Annotated in this window: 20 protein-coding genes; 12 read left to right on the forward strand and 8 right to left on the reverse strand. The window is 40.0% G+C overall.

Translation table 11 applies throughout. The features are described 5' to 3' along the window. The first annotated feature begins 57 nt into the window (after positions 1–57). From G3567_RS09330 to G3567_RS09340, 3 genes are all read left to right on the forward strand, one after another. Positions 58–1383: a DUF2254 domain-containing protein gene (locus G3567_RS09330; protein ID WP_164005054.1), complete on the forward strand. Its 1326-nt coding sequence runs from the start codon at positions 58–60 to the stop codon at positions 1381–1383. Between the two features lie 185 nt (positions 1384–1568). Beyond that, positions 1569–2021 (forward strand): LexA family protein, encoded by a 453-nt coding sequence (locus G3567_RS09335; RefSeq protein WP_164005055.1) that lies wholly within the window; start codon positions 1569–1571, stop codon positions 2019–2021. After that, positions 2021–3343: a Y-family DNA polymerase gene (locus G3567_RS09340; protein WP_164005056.1), complete on the forward strand. Its 1323-nt coding sequence runs from the start codon at positions 2021–2023 to the stop codon at positions 3341–3343. Before G3567_RS09335 ends, G3567_RS09340 begins: the two co-directional genes overlap by 1 nt. Positions 3344–3352: 9 nt before the next feature. Here G3567_RS09340 and G3567_RS09345 read toward each other — a convergent pair whose 3' ends face one another. Both G3567_RS09345 and G3567_RS09350 read right to left on the reverse strand, forming a co-directional pair. Then, positions 3353–3640, reverse strand: a complete 288-nt coding sequence (locus G3567_RS09345) for a type II toxin-antitoxin system RelE/ParE family toxin (protein ID WP_164005057.1) — start codon at positions 3638–3640, stop codon at positions 3353–3355. Between the two features lie 76 nt (positions 3641–3716). After that, on the reverse strand, positions 3717–3872 hold the full coding sequence (locus G3567_RS09350; RefSeq protein ID WP_235923540.1) for a ribbon-helix-helix domain-containing protein: 156 nt from the start codon (positions 3870–3872) through the stop codon (positions 3717–3719). An 89-nt stretch (positions 3873–3961) separates the two neighbouring features. Between G3567_RS09350 and G3567_RS09355 the strand changes: the two genes are divergently transcribed. The 6 genes from G3567_RS09355 (at position 3962) to G3567_RS09380 (ending at position 10981) form a co-directional block, all read left to right on the forward strand. Next, positions 3962–4168, forward strand: a complete 207-nt coding sequence (locus G3567_RS09355; RefSeq protein ID WP_164005058.1) for a hypothetical protein — start codon at positions 3962–3964, stop codon at positions 4166–4168. A 135-nt stretch (positions 4169–4303) separates the two neighbouring features. Continuing rightward, positions 4304–5398, forward strand: a complete 1095-nt coding sequence (ychF, locus tag G3567_RS09360; RefSeq protein ID WP_164005059.1) for a redox-regulated ATPase YchF — start codon at positions 4304–4306, stop codon at positions 5396–5398. Positions 5399–5690: 292 nt separating this feature from the next. After that, positions 5691–7019 carry a DEAD/DEAH box helicase gene (locus G3567_RS09365; RefSeq protein WP_164005060.1) on the forward strand — a complete coding sequence of 443 codons (1329 nt, stop codon included), beginning with the start codon at positions 5691–5693 and terminating at the stop codon, positions 7017–7019. A gap of 7 nt (positions 7020–7026) precedes the next feature. Beyond that, positions 7027–8343, forward strand: a complete 1317-nt coding sequence (locus G3567_RS09370; RefSeq protein WP_164005061.1) for a DEAD/DEAH box helicase — start codon at positions 7027–7029, stop codon at positions 8341–8343. Positions 8344–8500: 157 nt separating this feature from the next. After that, on the forward strand, positions 8501–10312 hold the full coding sequence (locus G3567_RS09375; protein ID WP_164005062.1) for an ABC transporter ATP-binding protein: 1812 nt from the start codon (positions 8501–8503) through the stop codon (positions 10310–10312). Between the two features lie 222 nt (positions 10313–10534). Continuing rightward, positions 10535–10981, forward strand: a complete 447-nt coding sequence (locus G3567_RS09380) for a KTSC domain-containing protein (protein WP_164005063.1) — start codon at positions 10535–10537, stop codon at positions 10979–10981. Between the two features lie 453 nt (positions 10982–11434). On the opposite strand, the gene G3567_RS09385 is transcribed toward G3567_RS09380, so the two are convergent. Further along, positions 11435–12175: an acyl-CoA desaturase gene (locus G3567_RS09385; RefSeq protein ID WP_164005064.1), complete on the reverse strand. Its 741-nt coding sequence runs from the start codon at positions 12173–12175 to the stop codon at positions 11435–11437. 66 nt (positions 12176–12241) lie between these two features. After that, on the reverse strand, positions 12242–12811 hold the full coding sequence (locus G3567_RS09390) for a Crp/Fnr family transcriptional regulator (RefSeq protein ID WP_164005065.1): 570 nt from the start codon (positions 12809–12811) through the stop codon (positions 12242–12244). A gap of 297 nt (positions 12812–13108) precedes the next feature. On the opposite strand from G3567_RS09390, the gene G3567_RS13480 reads away from it, so the two are divergent. Beyond that, on the forward strand, positions 13109–13501 hold the full coding sequence (locus tag G3567_RS13480) for a class I SAM-dependent methyltransferase (RefSeq protein WP_235923541.1): 393 nt from the start codon (positions 13109–13111) through the stop codon (positions 13499–13501). 53 nt (positions 13502–13554) lie between these two features. Then, on the forward strand, positions 13555–13833 hold the full coding sequence (locus G3567_RS13485; protein ID WP_235923548.1) for a class I SAM-dependent methyltransferase: 279 nt from the start codon (positions 13555–13557) through the stop codon (positions 13831–13833). 288 nt (positions 13834–14121) lie between these two features. Here G3567_RS13485 and G3567_RS09400 read toward each other — a convergent pair whose 3' ends face one another. Both G3567_RS09400 and G3567_RS09405 read right to left on the reverse strand, forming a co-directional pair. After that, positions 14122–14688 (reverse strand): DUF4251 domain-containing protein, encoded by a 567-nt coding sequence (locus tag G3567_RS09400; RefSeq protein WP_164005066.1) that lies wholly within the window; start codon positions 14686–14688, stop codon positions 14122–14124. A 15-nt stretch (positions 14689–14703) separates the two neighbouring features. Beyond that, complete coding sequence (locus G3567_RS09405; RefSeq protein ID WP_164005067.1) at positions 14704–15954, reverse strand: NAD(P)/FAD-dependent oxidoreductase; 1251 nt, start codon at positions 15952–15954, stop codon at positions 14704–14706. Positions 15955–16068: 114 nt separating this feature from the next. On the opposite strand from G3567_RS09405, the gene G3567_RS09410 reads away from it, so the two are divergent. Further along, positions 16069–16494: an arsenate reductase family protein gene (locus G3567_RS09410; RefSeq protein WP_164005068.1), complete on the forward strand. Its 426-nt coding sequence runs from the start codon at positions 16069–16071 to the stop codon at positions 16492–16494. Positions 16495–16624: 130 nt separating this feature from the next. On the opposite strand, the gene G3567_RS09415 is transcribed toward G3567_RS09410, so the two are convergent. Continuing rightward, entirely contained in the window at positions 16625–17896 is a 1272-nt protein-coding gene (locus tag G3567_RS09415) for a tetratricopeptide repeat protein (protein ID WP_164005069.1), read from the reverse strand. A 34-nt stretch (positions 17897–17930) separates the two neighbouring features. Continuing rightward, positions 17931–20453, reverse strand: a complete 2523-nt coding sequence (gene gyrA / locus G3567_RS09420; RefSeq protein WP_164005070.1) for a DNA gyrase subunit A — start codon at positions 20451–20453, stop codon at positions 17931–17933. Positions 20454–20632: the final 179 nt, after the last annotated feature.

Below are 20632 nucleotides of genomic sequence, written 5' to 3' on the forward strand. Positions count from 1 at the left end.
AAAGACCAGAGGCATAAACGCAGCAAAAAGTTTACATTTAAATTCTAAACAGAGGTTATGGGGAAAATAAAGTTTTTATGGCAGGAACTCAAAGGCAGTTTTTGGTTTGTGCCTATACTCATCATTGTCTTTTCTATTGGATTAGCAACTTTTCTGATTTATATAGACAGAACTGTTAACGTCCGGTCAATCAAATACCTGAGTTATATCCTTACCGAAAGTGCAGATTCTGCAAGAAGTATTTTATCCACTATTTCTGCTGCTATGATTGGCGTGGCAGGTACAGTATTTTCCATTACACTTGTTGCTTTAACCCTTGCTTCTTCACAGTTTGGTCCGCGCCTCCTAAAAAACTTCATGCACGAGCGCCTTAATCAGGTGGTTTTAGGAACTTATGTATCCACCTATGCCTACTGTCTCATCGTTTTAAATGTTGTGAAAGGCAATGAGGTTCAGGTGTTTATTCCGTCTTTATCCATTTTACTGGCTATTATAGCAGCTATTGGAAACATTATTCTGCTGATTATTTTCATACACTCGATATCAATGAGCATACAGGCAGATAATGTGGTCTCCGATATTTCTGTGAGCTTAATGGAAAACATAGAGATAATTTTTTCTGAAGAACTTAAAGAGGAAGATTCGTCTCTTGATAAAAACACGAAAAGCCTGGACCATTATTTAAAGGATTTTCCACATTCCAAAACTCTAAAATCTCCTAAAAGCGGTTATTTACAGTACCTTCAAAACATATCTCTTTTCGAAGTAGCCAAGGAACACGCGTATTTAATCGTTTCGCATCACAGAATAGGCAGTTACATCGTAAAGGATGAGCCTATTATCAGCATTCATTCCAAAAATGAATTCACGGATGAATCCTCTATAAATTTTGAAAGTCATTATGTCCTGGGGAATTCCAGAACGACTCAGCAGGATGCAGAACATTCCATTCATCAAATGGTGGAGATCGCCTGCCGCGCTTTATCTCCCGGTATAAACGATCCTTTTACCGCTATTGCCTGTATCGATAATCTTACGTCTACCTTATGTTACCTCACTCGCGTCAAATTTCCATCCAAATATAAATTTGATGCCGATGATGAGCTCCGGTATGTGTTTGAACCCTTAACCTATCAGAGCATGCTGGATGCGGCGTTTTTGCAGATCAGGCAGTTTTCCAAAGGCAGTCCTGCTGTTGTGATAAGACTTATGGAAGCCATGATCAAAATACACGAGTATACCTCTCACAAGGTTCACAAAAAGGCAGTAAAAAAGCATGCAGAAATGATTCTGAAAGTTGCTGAAGATTCGTTTGAAGACAGCCATGATCTGGAAGATATGCGCGAGCGAAGTCGATGCATTTTGGATACTAATGCGGACTAACCTATGCTATAGGGCGTGTTTTATTTTCTTCTGAACTTGCCTATCCTTCAAGGACGTGCAGTCCGGGCCCGTCTAGGTCTCGCACACAAATTCACCTTTAGTGAAACATCAATTCTACGAATGTTAATTAACTAGGATATATTCCATAATTATGGAATATATCCTAAATTTGTAGAAAAAATACTATGCTGCATTTGGTTCATCAGGCACATCGCGCCTTGGAAATCTATTCTCCGGACTTATCCAAAAGTCTGGATTTGCCATTTGTAAACCAAGGTATTAGTGCGGGGTTTCCCAGTCCTGCCGATGATTTCCTGGACATTAAAATCGATCTGAACAGAGAGTTTATCAAAAACCCCAATTCCACTTTTTACGCTCGGGTTCGTGGGAGCAGTATGCTGGGTGCAGGGCTTCGGGATGGCGATTTACTGATTATTGACAGGAGCCTGGAGCCCGAAAACAAAAAGATTGCCGTGTGTTTTATCGATGGGGAGTTTACCGTTAAGCGCATCAAAAAGGAAAAAGATAATATCTGGCTTATGCCGGAGAACAAAGACTATCCACCCATACAAGTTAGTGATGATAATGAATTTATCATCTGGGGAGTGGTGACTACTGTTATCAAAAAAGTAGACTGATGTTTGCTCTGGTAGACTGCAATAATTTCTATGCGTCCTGTGAGCGGGTTTTTAATCCCGGTCTTCGCGACAAGCCTGTGGTGATTCTATCCAACAACGACGGCTGTGTGATTGCCCGAAGCAATGAAGCCAAGGCTTTGGGAATACCTATGGGAGCACCTACGCACAAGTTTGAAAAGCTATTCAGGCAGCACAAGGTCCAGGTGTTTTCTTCCAATTATGCCCTGTACGGAGATATGAGCGCCAGAGTCATGAATATTTTGTCAACTTTTACACCAGACATCGAAATTTATAGCATCGATGAGTCGTTTTTGGAGTTTACAGGTTTCGGGAATTACGACATGCAGGCGTATTGTGAGAAGATGAAGCATGTGGTCGAAAAATCAACAGGTATTCCCATAAGCATTGGCCTGGCGCCTACAAAAGCCTTGAGCAAAATAGCCAATCGCATTGCCAAGAAGTTTCCGGAACACACCAAGGGTGTCTTTATCATGAAAGATGATGCTGCCCGAATAAAAGCCTTGAAATGGTTGAAAATAGAGGATGTCTGGGGCATTGGTCGTCAGCATGCCCTGCGTCTCAAAAAACACAACATCCACACGGCCTATAGCTTTTCTGAACTTCCCGACGACTGGGTGAGAAAGCAGATGAGCGTCGTCGGTCTGCGACTCAAAAGAGAACTGCAGGGCCAACGGACGCTGGAGCTGGAAACGCCTGCCCATAAAAAAGCCATCGCGACCACGCGTTCTTTTGATAAACAGTACAAGGATTTTGATTATGTGCGAGAGCGGGTAAGTAGTTTTGCGATCAAATCGGCAGAGAAACTGAGACGGCAGGGGAGTTGCTGCCAGATGGTGTACGTGTTTTTAAAAACCAACAAATTCCGGCAGGATTTACCGCAGCATCAAAACAGTATTGTGGTGCAAACGGGCTATCCGACCAATTCCAGTATAGATCTCGTCAAGTTTGCCGTAGAAGGACTTAAGAAGATTTATCATCCCGATTACTACTATAAAAAAGCGGGCGTCATCGTGATGGGTCTGGTGCCTGAAGACCAAAGGCAACTGGCGTTTTTTACGGCAGAAAACCCCAAGCACAAAGAACTGATGCAGAAGATCGACAGATTAAACGGCGTCTATGGTACAGGTGCCGTGCGCCTGGGGAGTCAGGATTTGGGCAGAGTCTGGAAAATGCGTAGAGAACGGCTTTCACAGGCCTACACCACAAGTTTGAACCATATAATAGAAGTGAAAGTAGGCAAGGACGAGAAAGGCAAAACAAAAAGTGACAAAAATTCTGAACTGTTTGTGGGTTTGTTTTAAAGCAAGGAATTATAAAATATTACTCAAATCTTGCTTGCCAATGATAGTCATTATCTCAACAGTATCATCATTTATTCTATAGTAGATACTATCAGATCCACAGACGAAGCATCTGTATCCTTTCTTGATGAAGACAACAGATTCAAATGAAAAGGGTTGTTTAGAAATTATCTCAAAATACTCAAAGAAAGAATCAAAATATTTATCAGCTTGAATCAATCCAAATTTTTGGACACCAAACTGATGAATTCTTATCAAATCATCTTTCGCAACACGGCTTAATTTATAATTAGCCATTGAGCGAAGACTTAGATTCTGCTAATATTTGTGACTTAGAAGCATTGGTAAATCCGCTATTTTCAGCTTTTTCAAGCTAAGCCTGAATCCAATTCACTTGAACTTGCTGATTTCTGGCTTGGCGAATCAAGTCGTTGATGAGTTCACTTTTGCTAGAGTATTCTTTACTTTCTACTTGATTTTTTAACCAGTCGTCGTTGGGTTCTGTAAGTGAAATGCTCTGTCTGCTCATAATTAAAAATTTGATGTAAAATTGCACCAAATTAGCACCAGATCAAAATTTTTATGATCGTTTGATGAACTGAAAGAATTTGAAATTAATTGAAACAGGATTCACTTGAATTTGACCGTCAACAGCTTTTAGAAGGTTTTGATTTCACGCAAAGCAATCTAAGAATGTGCAGAGTACGCAAAGAAGAAATTTTCTACGAACTGAAATTATTCAAACTTACAATTCACCTTAAAGCCTTCAGTCAAAACCTTTACCGCCCGGACGGAGAAACAAATGAACGCCGTACTTCAAGCTAACCGGTATGTATCTTGAAGATTATCAGTATCAAAATCAAAAGAAAAAATAATCCTGAATTTGCCAATTGCAAATCGAATGTAGTATGCTCAAAAAACCTTAGCTTTGCAGCTTGAAAAAATTGAAGAATACTTGATATGAAAGCAGGAATTGTAGGCTTACCGAACGTAGGAAAATCGACTTTATTTAACTCACTCTCCAATGCCAAGGCGCAGAGTGCGAACTTTCCATTTTGTACGATAGAGCCCAATATCGGGGTGGTGAATGTGCCGGATCCACGTCTTGAGATGCTGGAATCCCTTGTAAATCCTGAGCGCGTGGTGCCTGCAACTGTGGAGATTGTGGATATTGCCGGCCTTGTAAAAGGAGCAAGTAAAGGCGAGGGACTTGGCAACCAATTTCTTGGAAACATACGGGAAACCGATGCAATTTTGCATGTTTTGCGCTGTTTTGACGATGATAATGTGGTTCATGTGGATGGGAATATAGACCCGATACGGGATAAAGAAACCATCGATATCGAATTGCAGCTTAAAGACCTGGAATCGGTTGAGAAAAAAATGGAAAAAACCAGGCGTGCCGCCAAAACCGGCAACAAGGAGGCGCAACGTGAATTTGCAGTTTTGGAAGCTTTGAAAGCCGGATTGGAAAGCGGAACTTCCGTACGTGCGCTAACGATTGCTGAGGAGGACAGAACTGATTTTGTTAAGCCGATGCAGCTGATTACCGACAAACCTGTAATGTATGTCTGCAATGTGGACGAAGGTTCCGCAGTGTCCGGCAATGCGCATGTGAATCGGGTAAAAGAGGCTGTAAAGGACGAAAACGCCGAGGTTCTGGTACTTGCTGTTGGCATTGAAGCCGATATCGCTGAGCTGGATGATTATGAAGAGCGGAAAATGTTTCTTGAAGATATTGGTCTGGAAGAAGCCGGCGCTGGGAAATTGATTCGTTCGGCTTACAGATTGCTAAATCAGCAAACCTATTTTACAGCCGGTAAAAAAGAAGTAAGGGCCTGGACCGTGAGAGTGGGTGCTACGGCTCCGCAGGCAGCAGGTGTGATTCATACGGATTTTGAGCGTGGCTTTATTCGTGCAGAAGTGATTAAATATGAGGATTTCGTTCATTACGGCAGTGAAGCTAAAGTGCGGGATGCCGGAAAACTGAATGTGGAAGGCAAAGAATATATCGTAAAAGACGGCGATGTCATGAATTTCAGGTTTAATGTTTAGTGAGCAGTCAGTATCAAGTACTAAGTATTGAGTAATTTATTGGTTTAGGGACAGGACTTTTGGAAACAGGAATCAAGGCTATAAACTGCAAAGGCCTGTATTATTTTAATCAGGCATTGTAATTGTTGAATTCAGTATTATTTTACTCTGATCGTATAATTATGAAGACTTAATTATACGATTACACAGTTATTCGAAACCTGAGAATGAAGAGCTGGCGCCCAGTAGAATTCATAATTGTCTAGCACGTTTTTTAAGACTTGCAAAGCCTTACCTTTGCAAAAATTTCCCCATGTCAAAACAGTTTTCAGAATTAAATATAAATGAGTCCTTACTAAAAAGTTTAGCGGACCTACAGATCAGCATACCTACAGCCGTTCAGAAGAAAACCATACCCGGTATTTTACATCAAACCGAAGATCTCGTGGTTTTATCCAAAACGGGAACAGGGAAAACAGCGGCGTATGGTTTACCTTTACTTCACTTACTCAGGTTAAAAACTTCTGAGATGCAGGTGCTTATACTGGCTCCCACCAGAGAACTTGCTCAGCAGATTCATGAGCAGCTGCTCGCATTTGCTCGGTATTCCGATCCACTCCATATGGTCTGTCTAACTGGCGGAACACCCCTAAAACCTCAAATAGAAGCGTTAAAACAGGCTCCCGTTCTTATTGTAGCTACACCAGGCCGCTTATTGGATGTCGTAAAACGAGAAGCTATAGATTTGAGTCATATTACACATCTGGTGTTAGATGAAGCCGATGAAATGTTAAGTGCTCTGAAGACAGAAGTGGATTCAATCCTTAAAATTCTGCCTAAAACGAGAAGAACATTCCTGTTTACAGCTACGCTTCCGGGAAACCTAAAGCAGGTCGTTCAAAATTCGATGTCGTCGGATGTACTCCAGATCAGTGCAGAGATGTCTACCCTAGGTCATCAGGGTATTAAACATCACTACGTGGTAGTGGAACCCATAGAGAAGTTGGAGGTGTTACTGCATTTTTTAAACATCAGAGCCGGGGAGAGAGGTATTATCTTTTGTAAGACTAAAGCGGCAGTCAATAAACTGGCGAAAAAGCTGGCCATCAATAAATTTTCATCGGGAGCCATACACGGCAGTCTTACGCAGGGGATAAGGGATCGTATTTTAGGTCAGTTTAGAGAGGGGCATATTGATATTTTGGTCGCTACCGATCTCGCCGCTCGGGGTATTGATGTAAAAGCGGTATCCTTTGTAGTCAATTACCACTTACCAGATACCTACGAAGCCTATGTTCACAGGAGCGGGCGTACTGCCAGAGCAGGAGCAGAAGGACTATCATTTACGGTGTTACAGGAAGATGAAGTCGTGGAAGTGGCTAACTTTGAAAGTGAATTAGGAATAAAGTTCCATGAAATTCCAAAAGCAGATTCTCAAAGTCTTGAAGAAAACAATGCCTTATTATGGGCTAAAAAGGTATTCAAAACCAAACCCAATCGGGAGGTCTCTTCCGAATTAAAATCAAAAATCCAAACGGTGTTTCATCATTTGACCAAAGAGGAACTCATCGATAAAGTTCTTGCCTATCAGTTGAAGCAAACTAAGACTGAGCATACTACCTCTGAACCTACTAAAAAATAATAAGCTTATGGCCAATTCTATAAAGTCACAGGAAGAAATTCTACAAAAACTAAATATACAGACGTTGAACCCCATGCAGGCGGAAGCTATTCCTTTAATCGAAAGCAAAACGAATATCCTGCTTTTGTCGCCAACAGGAACCGGAAAAACCTTAGCCTTTTCATTGCCCTTATTGAATATGCTGGATCCGGAATCTCCTGAAGTTCAGGCTTTAATTTTGGTGCCTTCCAGAGAACTGGCTATTCAAATTGAACAAGTGATTCGTTCGATGGGGTCTGGTTATAAAGTCAATGCAGTATACGGGGGCAGACCTGTATCCAAGGATAAAATAGAAATCAAACACAATCCTGCTATTCTTATTGGAACACCGGGAAGAATTTTAGATCATTTTAACCGCGATAACTTTTCTAAAGCAAGTATAAAAACCCTTGTTCTGGATGAGTTTGATAAATCTTTGGAAGTCGGCTTTGAAGAAGACATGAAGTCGATCTTAAGTCAGTTACCTAACCTCTCAAGTCGGGTATTAACCTCCGCTACCCAGGGGGTTAAAATTCCCAATTTTGTCAATTTGGATAAACCCACTATAATTAACTATCTGGGTAAAAAAAGCACATCTAAATTAAGCCTTAGAACGGTGATCTCTCCTAGCCAAAATAAATTAAAAACTTTGGTAGAACTGGTCCAGCATTTGGGCAATAGTCAGGGCATTGTCTTTTGTAATTTGAGAGAAAGCATAGATAGTGTGAGTGCTTATCTCAGTCAGCATCACATCAGCCACACCTGTTTTTCAGGGATGATGGAGCAGAAAGACCGGGAACGGGCGCTGATCAAATTTAGAAATGGAAGCGCACAGCTTTTAGTGGCTACTGACCTGGCGGCCCGAGGGATTGATATTCCAGAGATGCAATTCATTATCCACTATGAACTCCCGCGTCATGAGGAAGAATTTATTCACAGAAATGGGAGAACAGCCAGAGTAGATGCTAAAGGAACGGCTTATATCTTGAAGTGGGAGCGCGAGCCTTTACCCGAATTCATCGGCAAGGTGAGCAGTGCCGATATTTCCAAAAAAGCAGTCCTGAAACCCAGGCATTGGGAAACCCTGTTTATTTCCGGAGGCCGCAGAGATAAGATTTCAAAAGGAGACATTGCCGGATTATTTTTTAAACAAGGCGGGCTACACCAGGATCAGCTAGGCACTATCGAACTGAAACCAGACTGTGCCTTTGTAGGGGTTCCTTCACGTTTGGCCGATGCGCTGGTCGATAAATTGAATAACTCCAGATTAAAGACCAAAAAAGTACGCATCAGGGTTCTTGACTGAAAGGGGGTACAAAGAGAAAAGAGCCAGGAGGAAGGATTATTTGAAAGTAGTGATAAACCCAAAAAAATAGCATTTAAAACTATTAACAAAGAACTGAAAACTGTCAACTATTCAACTTTCGAGTATTCTCCTATCTTTGTTACTCTAAACCCGATTCATGGCTAAAGCTCGCGAGAAAAAAAGCAATTTTTCATCTCTTAAATTCGTTCCCAGGTTTTTAAGCAAGGTATATCACACGCACCCCGGACTTTTTTTAGCAAACGTTCTGCTAAGGCTTCTCAAATCTTTGATTCCCATTGCCTTGTTATGGGTGGGCAAGGAAATCATTGATGAAGTTATTCTTCAGGTTGATCTTGACAACAAGGACTTAACCCGTCTGTACTGGCTTATTGGTATCGAATTGCTTCTGGCGATTTTCAGTGACGTGTTTAATCGATTGATTGCACTTACCGACGGCCTTTTGGGCGATTTATATTCCAATTCGTCTTCTATAGAACTCATTCAGAAAACGGCCAAAGTGGAGCTGGCGAGTCTGGAAGACTCCGAGTTTTACGATAAACTCGAGCGTGCCAGACAGCAGACCACCAGTCGTGTCACGTTGATGTCCAATGTACTGGCACAGATTCAGGACTTGATTACCATCATTTCATTGGTTACCGGTTTGATTTATTTCTATCCTATTCTGATTCTGCTGCTGGTTATTTCTATTATTCCCTCTTTCATCAATGAATTGAAATACAGCCAGTCCAGCTATTCGCTACAGAAGAGCTGGACCCCGGAACGACGTGAGCTCGATTATATGCGCATGATTGGGGCAAGCGATGTGACGGCCAAAGAAATCAAGTTGTTTGGTCTGGCAGATTTTATCAGTAATACCTTTAAACGCATTTCAGATAAATATTACAAAGCCAACAAAAAACTATCCATCAAGAAAAGCCTCTGGGGAGGAACATTTCATGTTTTTGGAGACCTGGCTTATTACGGGGCCTATGTGTTTATCATTCTGAAAGCCGTTGCCGGATTCGTGACTATCGGGGATTTAACATTCCTGGCCGGTTCTTTTAGCCGACTTCGAAGTCAGTTGCAAACTGTATTTTCAAGATTTTCTAACATCACAGAAAGCGCGATGTATCTCCAGGATTACTTTGAGTTTATCGATATGGATTTCAGCGGTGATCATCCGGAGCAGTATCGCGAGGGACCAACCGAGTTTAAACACAGCATTCGGTTTGAACATGTAAGCTTCCGTTATCCTGGTTCAGAAAAAAACGTACTGACCAACATTTCCTTTGAATTGATCAAAGGCGAGAAACTAGCACTGGTAGGGGAGAACGGTGCCGGAAAAACCACATTAATTAAATTATTACTTAGACTATATGATCCCACGGAGGGCCAGATTTTGATGGACGGCGTTCCTGTTCAGGAGTATCGAAAACCGGATTACCAGAAGATGCTGGGGGCTATTTTTCAGGACTTTGTCAAATATTACCTCACGGCTAAAATCAATATAGCGGTTGGGAATATTGACCAAGAGCACAACCTGGATAAAATCAAAACTGCTGCCGTTCAAAGTCTGGCCAACGATGTCATAGAAAGTCTGCCCGAAGGTTATGATCAGGGCTTAGGCAGGCGTTTCAGGAAAGGAGCGGAGCTCTCTGGGGGACAGTGGCAGAAAATAGCTCTGGCCAGAGCCTACATGTCGGATGCACCGATAATTATTCTCGATGAACCCACCTCTGCTTTGGATGCCCGAGCTGAATCTGAAGTCTTTCAGCGGTTTATTGGTCTTACAGAAGACCGGACCAGCATTATTATTTCCCACCGCTTTTCTACGGTAAGAATGGCCGATCGCATTTTGGTGCTACAACACGGGCAGATTTTAGAACTTGGCACACATCAGGAATTGCTGGCCAAACCACAGCTGTATGCAGAACTCTTCGAATTACAGGCTGAAGGTTATCGGGAGTAATTTGAAATTGCTTTTATTTCAAATGTATCCCCTGCTGCATGTTTCATTTCCAGTCTTTCAGTAAAAGTTCCATGTCGAACTTCGATTAAAACTATAACCGTCTCATCTTCATCAATTTGAGTTCAATGACGTTATTTCAATCTGTCTCTAAAATTTATGTTTTTCGTCTGCTTTTAAAGCCTAATTTTGCCAACTTATTTGATATAGAATTAAAATTTCCGGATGAAACGCATTGGTGAATACAAAAAACTCTTTGGAGTTGAAAAAGACATTGAATTAAAATCTTTAAAAAAGGCATACCGTAACCTGGTAAAGGAATGGCATCCCGATAAATTTCAGGCAGGTGACGAACGTCAGGCTGAAGCTGAAATTCAAAGTAGAAAAATCATTGATGGTTATCATTTTTTAGTCAGTATTGCTCCTGAAACTATCTTGGCTAATGCCGATAAGTATGCAGAAAGCATAAGCACCGGAATCGCAGATTTTCAGCATAAAGGCAATGTTCTGGAAATTACGTTTATGGATGGAACAACTTATGAATACTTTGGAGTGACCAAGCCCATCTTCGTCAAAATGATCAACAGCTCTAAGCTGAATCGTTTTGCAAAACGCTCCATTTACCCAAATTATACTTTCAGAATGGCTAAGCGAGAGAATGTGGAGGCTTAGACTTCTAATTTTTTTGATAAAAGTTGCTTCATCGCAGGGTCAAGGAGGGCACATAGGGATCTAAACCTTTAAAAAAGCTTTTAGAATTCAATATTTATCTGGTTAATTAAAGTATTTGTTCACCACAAACCTACCTGCGTTTCACTTTAGGAGGCAAAATCACAGTGAACAATTGAGGAAAATATAATCCTTAAAACACAAAGAGTCAAGAATGTAAATCCTGTTTTTATAAATTAGGGCTAATTCAAGTCACTTCAGATGTAGAACGTACTAAGACCTCACAGGTCTTAAAGACCTGTGAGGTTTCTATGGTTAATTCATTACAAAGTGATCATTACTTCAACATGGAGGCCTACACCTATTGCCCGTTGGCATTTCCTACAAAGTGTAAACAGATGAAGTGACTATTAGAATTTAAAATGGATTGCATTTATACATAGTCTGCTACATCTATCAGTCCCTAACTTTTATCGACTTCAATTTTATAAGCCCCAAAGCATCCAGGACTCTTATAATTAAATACGTGATGTCGATTTCATACCATTTTTCACCAAAATTGGCACGGCTCGCGTATTTATGATGGTTGTTATGGTAACCTTCACCCATCATTAAAAAATCAAAGCGAAAGAGGTTTTTACTGGTGTTTTTCATCTGATGATTCACATACCCAAAAATATGACCGAACCAGTTGATAATGACTCCATGAATCGGAGCCATCATAAAGGTTATCGGCAATAAAGCCCATTCCCACCAGGTCGTTGCAAAAAAAGCAAAGAAAGCAATGTAGGAAGAAACCCAGAACAGACGGGACAGTCTGGAACTGGCAAACAAGTCAAAGCGTTCCCACTGAGGTACATTTTTGGTGAATCGCTGATCTACAGCCGTTTTTTGAGTATTGATATCCTGATAGATTTTTTTGGTCTTCCACATCATCGCAAACAGGTTAGGATCATGAGAAGGGGAGTGTGGATCTTTTTCAGTATCGGTATAGGCATGGTGCATGCGGTGCATAATACCATAACCGTAAGCACTTAAATAACTAGGTCCCTGAAAAATCCAGGTCAGGACATAAGTGAGACGTTCCATCGATTTGGACATCGTAAACACCTGATGGGCAGCGTAGCGGTGCAGAAAGAAGGATTGGAAAAACAAACCGCTATACCAGAGTATGGCGACGAAAAGAATGATCCACATAATTTTTTATGCAAAGGTAGAGGGATGTGCCCTTCAAAACAATGAACCCAAATCAATAAAACAGACTTACAAACGCTTTCGGATTCGGCTTAAGGCCTGAGAGGTCACTCCGATATAAGAACTGATATACTTGAGCGGAACTTCCTTTAAAAGTTCAGGACGCTCTTTAAATAGATTCAGATAACGTTCTTCTGCCGAGAGATTGAGTAGATTTTGTTCCCGTTTAGATTTGATTAAAAACAGACGTTCTGCTGTGAGTCGACCGATGAGATTTCCAATTTGGGTGTGCTTGTAAACCAACTGCAAATCTTCGTAAGTGATGCTCCTCATTTTGGTATCGGTCAGGGTTTGCAACTTATAGGCAGAGGGTTTCCGGGTTAGAAATGAGTCATAGGCACTTACAAATTCGTCTTTAAAGCAAAACCCGAACGTGATTTCCTTATCGGGATCTTCCTTGGGAATGTATAGGCGGACCACACCAGATTCTATAAAGGAAATGTGATTTTCAATTTCATTTAACTTTAAAAAATTGACTTTTTTGGGAAAGGAGCGGGCGTGTAGTTTTGAAGTGAAGTATTCCCAGTCCTCTGGCGAAATATCAACGATTTGATTTAAAAAGGCTTTGATTTGTTCCACTGTGTTGAATCCGAAATTTTAGATTTTAAATATAATATTCCAGAGTCCTACTCAATGCAGTTTAACAAATTTACAATAGGCTTCTTTTAAAATGTTCAGCTTATCTTATGACCAGAAACCTGCTTGCATTTCACTTTGGAAGGCAGGGGCAAAACAATATAAAAAAATGCTTGTTCTAAGTGACCCCTGTGTCACCGTGGCAAAAGGTCTGCAGTGAATCCTTATTGAATTTATAACCAACTTAATAATTTTTCACCTCCAAGACCTTAACTTAGTAACTCACTAAACCTTAAGATCATGACGATGAAAAAAGCAATGTTTTTATTTTCTCTTCTAGTATTAGTATCCCCACTCACGCGAGTTGAGGCGCAAACCAATATTCAAAACTCTCCGTACGAATTCAAAAGAGCCGATGCTTCCGGGATTGGGAAGTGGTACAAAGGCCGCGAAATTTCTCATGTGATGGGTTACCAGGGCATGAACTGGCTGGAACGTCCTGAACGCGAACAGGAAGAAAACACCAGTAAATTACTGAAAAACATGAATCTGAAACCCACAGATGTAGTCGCCGACATTGGTGCCGGGTCTGGCTATCATGTGTTTAAAATAGCGCCGAGAGTTGATAAAGGTCTGGTCTATGCCGTGGATATCCAGCCTGAAATGCTGCAAGCCATTGAGGAAAAAAACTGAAGTTAAACCAGAACAACATAAAACTGATCAGCGGCCAAGAACAAAGTGCCAGCCTGCCAGAAAATTCGGTAGACAAAATCCTCATGGTCGATGTGTATCATGAATTTGAATATCCGGTAGAAATGCTGACCTCCATGAAAAAAGCCCTGAAACCCAGCGGTAAAATTTATCTGATTGAATACAGGGCTGAAGATTCCACAGTGCCCATCAAACGTCTGCATAAAATGAGCGAAGCTCAGGCCGTCAAAGAATTCAAAGCCAACGGATTTGAATTGATCGAGAATATCGGTAATCTGCCCTGGCAGCATTGTATGGTGTTTGGAGTGGAATAGGAGTCCACCTATTTAAACTTTTACCACAAACCTGCCTGCGTTTCTCTTGGGAAGGCAGTCACCTAGAGTACAGAGGGTTCATTGTGTTCCATTGGAGTATGTTTTTATTCTTAAACGATGGATAAAACTTGTCCTTAGGGTATTCAGTCCTATCTTCAACTATATACTATAGAGCTTAATAAACTTCTATACGCTATATGAGATTAATAATACATTTGTCTTATAATTTATATTATGTAAAATAGAATAATTATAAAACCTTACCTATTCAACATGTCATTTAGTATACTACTTCTCTGAGAGCTCTACATCTTCCAAATTGCCACGGTAGCTTATTTGGTTTCTATGTGAGCTAGTCACATGGATTGTTGCTTTATGGTTTGGGTAAAAGGTCAGACGAATTTGAAAGGATTCAGTCTCTTTCTGGATGTCGAACCTTATGATATACTTGTTTTCATCTTTAGCCTTTATGGTTTCCAGATCTTTTGGTTGACCTATAAAAACTATCCCATCATCATCACTATAACCACCGCCCATCTGACGTTCGCCAAAATAAGGCAAATCGGCTGAGACCGTATCCCCTTCGAATTTCAAATAATTGGAATCGCCTGTAATATTGATTTGCGAGGCATTATCACCGGGAGCAAATAAACTCGAATTACCAATCTGAGCTAATGCATTGGTGACAAAAGGTCTGGCAAACTCCGCTTCGATTTTAAAATAGCGATCCTGAAGGATAGCCTCTAAATCCTGAAACTCTTCGGAAGTAAAGTCACGAGAAGTTCCGCAGGAAGTTAAAGTCAATACTCCTGTTAATATTAGTAAAAAACTGATTTTAATAGATTTATGCATCATACTTAAAGTTAAGATTTAATATTGACTTAAACTAATAGATCCATCCTTAATTTTGGAAATGACCGCCTGAGCTGCAGATTCGCCATTGAGCATGGCCGCATTTATAGAGCCGTTGGCCAGATAATCTCCTGCTAAAAAAATCTGGTCTTTTAACTGAGTTTCCGATTTTGGCAGCATATAACTGACCGATGCCATAACAGGCAGCGCTTTCTCAATGTGGTAGAATTGTTTAAACTCAATGGTATCGATGGCTGCATAAGCCTTTAAATCCTGAGAGATTCTTTCTTTGAGTTCCTCGCATGATAACTGATGTGGTTTGACAATGCTTACAGAAAGCACATGTTCCTCTGCACTGGGTTCGGAGAGATAATAGATGTTGTTAACCAAAGCCTCCTCATCGGCAATCAAAGCAATCATAGGTTCTTTAAAAGCGCGTTGCTCAACACTTACATAATAATTATCAACGCTTTTCCAAAGCGTCTGCTGGTTCTTCAAATTTGATATCAAATGAGACGCCTCTGTAGCAATAATGATATAATCAAAAGTTTCTGTAGATCCATTTTCAAATGTGATTTCTTGATCCTGAATAGAGTTTACAGGCGTATTAAAGTGAATTTTGGTATGCTTTAGCTGTGCCATTAATTGATTGGGTATGGCCTGAATACCTTTTTTGGGAATGGCAGCACTCCCCTCGCCAAACATTTTGTACACAAACTCAAATTTCCTTGAGGACGTTTTCAGCTCATGTTCCAGGAAAATCCCCGTAAAAAAAGGTTTGAAAAAATCATGAATGATTTCTTCAGAAAATCCGTAATCTTTAAGGTATTGAGCTGTTGTCTTTTCTTCAGCCAAAAAAATATCATCAAATGACTTTTTTTTAAGTTCCGTATTAAGTTTTAAAACCCTAAGCTTATCGGTAACACTCCCTACTTTAGAAATCAAGGTTGGCCATAACAAACTGAACTGCCGTAAGGGATCTCCAATTTTGTTCTGACGCCCATTATTGTAAATTACAGCACCAGGATAAAAGTGCTGCAAATCCAGCAATTCATAGTCCAGGTATTTCTGAGTTGCCGGATACTGAGTCAGTAAAACCTGAAAACCATGATCGAAAGTATATCCCTCCCTGTAGTCGGTTTTAACTCGACCTCCTACTCGATCTGTAGCTTCAAAGATTTGAGGCTGAAACCCGGCTTGTTCCAAATTGATGGCAGCCACAAGCCCGCTTAATCCGGCCCCAACTACAGCTATCTTTTGCTTTTGCATTAAAGTTGTATTTTGGTTCTAAGTTCGAAAATCTTGGTGTCTTTAAACCTCAAAATATTCCTAAATATTTCTAAGACCCTAAATTAATTTATACTTTAGAAAAAAATATTAACCATGAGCAAAGAAGATAAAGAAGATATGGGAGTTATAGCAAAAAGTGATAATGAATTGAAACTATATTATCATCCTGGTAATAGAATTGCTAAGCAAAGTATTGCTGTGGCAGAAGCTTCAAAAGCTAAAAAAGTCTTAGTAAATCTGGCTGAAGAAAACCTTACTGAAACCCAATGGGGAGAAATTTCCAGGTTACTGGGTAAGGATCCTACTGAATTAATCGATACTTCACATCCTTTAATAAAAGAAACTTTAAGTAAAAATCCAGATTTAAATCCTAACCAAGCCGTTAAAATTCTTAAGATTAACCCTGAAGTCTTAAAGCATCCTATCGCTATGAGAGGAGATAAAATTATAGAAGTTACAGGGATAAATGATTTAATGCATTTACAGGAAGCAGATTCAAAGGATGCCAAGTTACCTTAACAGACTAATCACTTACTTCTACTAACTATACTGTCTCAAATCTTTATTTTGGGACAGTTTTTTTTGAATTGTTATAAAAAAAAAAGCTGCCTCAATCGAGACAGCTTTTATAAAATAAGATCAGATTAAATTATTCCTGCAAGGCATTGATTTTCTCCTGAAGCGCTTTGGCTTCTTCGTTTTTACCTAACTGGTAATAAATATTTAATTTGGTCTGTAAAGCCTCCATATTTTTTGGAGCCAATTCAGTTGCCTTTTCTAAATAAGGCAAAGCCTCCTCATAGAATTTTTTCTTCTTTTCATTTAATTCCTGATACTTCTTGTTGTCAGCTCTGGAATTTCCTAATTTATTCATTTGCTCAACAATAGCTCTTTCTTCACTAAGGGTTAATGCTGCTAAGTTGATATAAGCATTGACCATTTCCGGATCAAACTCGATTGCTTTCTTGTAATATTCTTTTGCAGACTCTTTGTCTCCCAGTTGTTCTGAAGCAACACCAAGATTGTAGTATAAGGTTGGATTTTCAGGATCCATTTTAACGACCTCTTTCATGATCTCGTCATATTTATCGATCTTACCCAACTTATAATATAAGTCAGCTTCAGCCTGCATGATACTTACATCACCTGGATTTTCTTCCTTAGCTTTTTCAATGGCAACCAAAGCTTTTTCAGGCTGATCTTGTTGAATGTAAATCAAGGTTACATTTTTTGCGATTTCACCGGTAACACTTGGTGTTTTCTCCTGAGTTGGCTCAGAAAATTCACCAGTTTTGATAGCGATATCCCTCATGTTTTTGGATTGAAAGATTTCTTTTTCACCCGTTTCCTCATTCAATGCCAAATACTGGGTAGAAGAACCGTCATAATTCAAATCCAATAGTTTATTGTAATGCTCAAGTGCTGTATCATATAATTGACCATTAACGGCAGCAGAAGCGGCATAATACAACATGACTGTATCATTCTCGTTAAGCTTGTAAGTTTTATAAAGCAACTTTTCAGCCATGTCGAAATCACCTTCATTTTGACTGTCGATGGCAGATTGAACCATGGTCTGTCTTAGTTGGGCTTTGTAGTTTACAGCTTCCTCATTTGCTTCTTCCATTTCAAGAACCTTATTTACAGATGCCAGTGCCTCGTTGATGTTACTCAACATTTCATCACCTGTTTGCTTTTCAGCCAGGTTTCCAAGAACTTTCGCTTTGGCTAAATGGTAACGAATTACCCATTTATCTTTTTCCTCGGCTAACTGTGGCTCTGCTTTATTCAATTCTGTTAAAGCTTCTTTATACTTTCCCTCTTCAATAGCGTCCTCGGCATCTCTAATTTCACTTCGTTGTGAAAATCCTAAGCTCACTGAACCTATCATTAGGGCTAATGCTAAAATTGACTTTTTCATGTTTTAATCTATTTATTGAATTTAGTTATTAATATTATTCGGTTGGTGTTTCTGTATCAGCTTCAGGCAATTCTGTTGCTTCTTCTGTATCGTCATCATCTTCATTAACTATTTTGGCTACGGCTGCGATTTCGTCATCACCTTTCAGAGATATGAGTCTCACGCCCTGAGTAGATCTTCCCATAGTTCTTATATCAGAAACTGACATTCTGATGGCGACACCAGATTTTTTGATAATCATTAAATCATCTTCGTCATGAACTGTTTTAAGAGCTACCAGTTGCCCGGTTTTTTCTGAAATAGAAATGGTTTTGACTCCTTTCCCGCCTCGGTTGGTAATTCTGTAAACCGGCTCTCCATCTTCATCGTCGATGAAGGTTCTCTTGCCATATCCTTTTTCAGAAACGACTAAAACAGTCTCATCTTGTGGATCTTTTACACAAATCATGCCAATCACTTCGTCCTGGTCTGATGCCAGGGTAACTCCCTTAACACCAGCGGCTCCTCGACCCATCGGACGAATGTGCTTTTCTTCAAATCTTAAAGCTTTTCCACTTCTCAAGCCTAACATGACCTGATTTTCTCCATCGGTCAGCACAGCAGAAAGCAATTCATCGCCTTCTTTAATAGAGATGGCATTGATACCATTGACTCTAGGTCTGGAATATTGTTCTAAAACAGTTTTCTTAACCTGGCCTTTTTTGGTTGCCATCAATACGTAATGGTTATTGATATACGCTTCGTCGGAAAGATTTTCTACCAAAATAAAGGCGTTGATTCGATCGTCGGGATCCAGATTCATCAGATTTTGTATAGCTCGGCCTTTACTGGTTTTACTTCCTTCCGGAATTTCAAAAACACGCATCCAGAAACATTTCCCTTTTTGCGTGAAGAATAAAATATACTGATGATTGGTTCCTGAGAATATATATTCTAAAAAGTCTTCGTCTCTGGTCGTTGAGGCTTTTTGTCCAACCCCTCCTCTATTCTGTGTTTTATATTCCTTGAGGGCTGTTCTTTTGATGTAACCTGCGTGAGAAATCGTTAAAACCACACTTTCGTTTGGAATCATGTCTTCCATGCTGAAATCCCCACCAATCATGTTGATTTCAGATCGACGCTCATCGCCATACTTTTCTCTTATCTCAGCAAGCTCTCCTTTTATGATTTCCATTCTGCGAGGTTCATTGTCAAGAATGTCTTTCAAATCCTCAATGGTTTTCATCAATTCATCATATTCAGTTCTTAGCTTATCCTGCTCCAGACCGGTAAGCTGTCTTAGGCGCATCTCAACAATCGCCTTGGCTTGTGTATCTGAAAGCTCAAAACGCTCGATTAATTTGTCCCTGGCTTCTTCAGCATTTTGAGAACCTCTAATCAGTGCTATAACTTCATCGATATGATCTGAAGCAATGATTAAACCTTCCAGAATATGGGCTCTCTCCTCGGCCTTTCGCAGTAAATATTTTGTACGTCTGATGACGACTTCATGCCTGTGCTCTACAAAATTGTAAATGATGTCTTTAAGATTGAGCATTTGAGGTCGACCTTTGACCAGCGCGATATTATTGACGCTAAATGTAGATTGAAGCGCTGTATGTTTATACAAGGTGTTCAAGACGACATTTGGCAACGCGTCTTTTTTCAAGATATAAACGATTCGCATACCGTTTCTGTCCGATTCGTCCCGAATAAGAGAAATACCCTCAATCTTTTTATCGTTGACCAGATCGGCTGTCTTTTTAATCATGTCAGCTTTATTGACCTGGTAAGGAATTTCAGTCACTATGATACATTCTTTACCTTTTACTTCTTCAATTTCAGCTTTAGCCCGCATGACAATTCTTCCGCGACCTGTCATAAAGGCATCTTTCACTCCTTCGTACCCATAAATAATTCCTCCTGTTGGAAAATCAGGAGCCTTTATGTAGTTCATGAGTTCTTCGATCTCGATATCTCTATTATCGATATAAGCGTTAATACCATCAACAACTTCAGTTAAGTTATGTGGAGGCATATTCGTGGCCATACCTACGGCAATACCGCTGGCTCCATTCACCAATAAATTTGGAACTCTGGTAGGAAGTACTGTGGGTTCCTCGAGTGTATCATCGAAGTTTAAGGCAAAGTCGACCGTTTCCTTGTCGATATCCGCTAACATTTCTTCGCTGATTTTTTTCATCCTGGCCTCGGTGTACCTCATGGCAGCCGGGCTATCCCCATCTACAGAACCAAAGTTACCCTGACCGTCGACAAGCTGGTAGCGCATGCTCCATTCCTGCGCCATTCTTACCATGGCATCATAAACAGAAGTATCCCCATGCGGGTGATATTTACCTAAAACTTCACCTACGATCCTAGCTGATTTTTTATGTGATTTATTAGAATAGATCCCGAGTTCCTGCAATCCAAAAAGAACTCTTCTGTGTACAGGTTTCAAGCCATCTCTCACATCCGGAAGTGCTCTAGAAACAATAACAGACATCGAATAATCGATGTAGGCTGTTTTCATTTCATCTTCAATATTAATTGGTATTAGCTGTTCACCGTTAGCCATTTATTTCAATTTAAATTAATATTTAAAAAATTCGCAACATACGTTGCTAATAAGCAAATATACAAAACCTATCAAATCCTTAAAGACCCTTAAACTCTAATTATCACATTTTTTTAAAAGGTTTTATTTAATAAGATTTTCACTATTGAAATGGTGTTTATCAGTATTAAGGTATTATT

Source organism: Psychroflexus aurantiacus (genome assembly GCF_010820555.1).
GTDB lineage: Bacteria > Bacteroidota > Bacteroidia > Flavobacteriales > Flavobacteriaceae > Psychroflexus > Psychroflexus aurantiacus.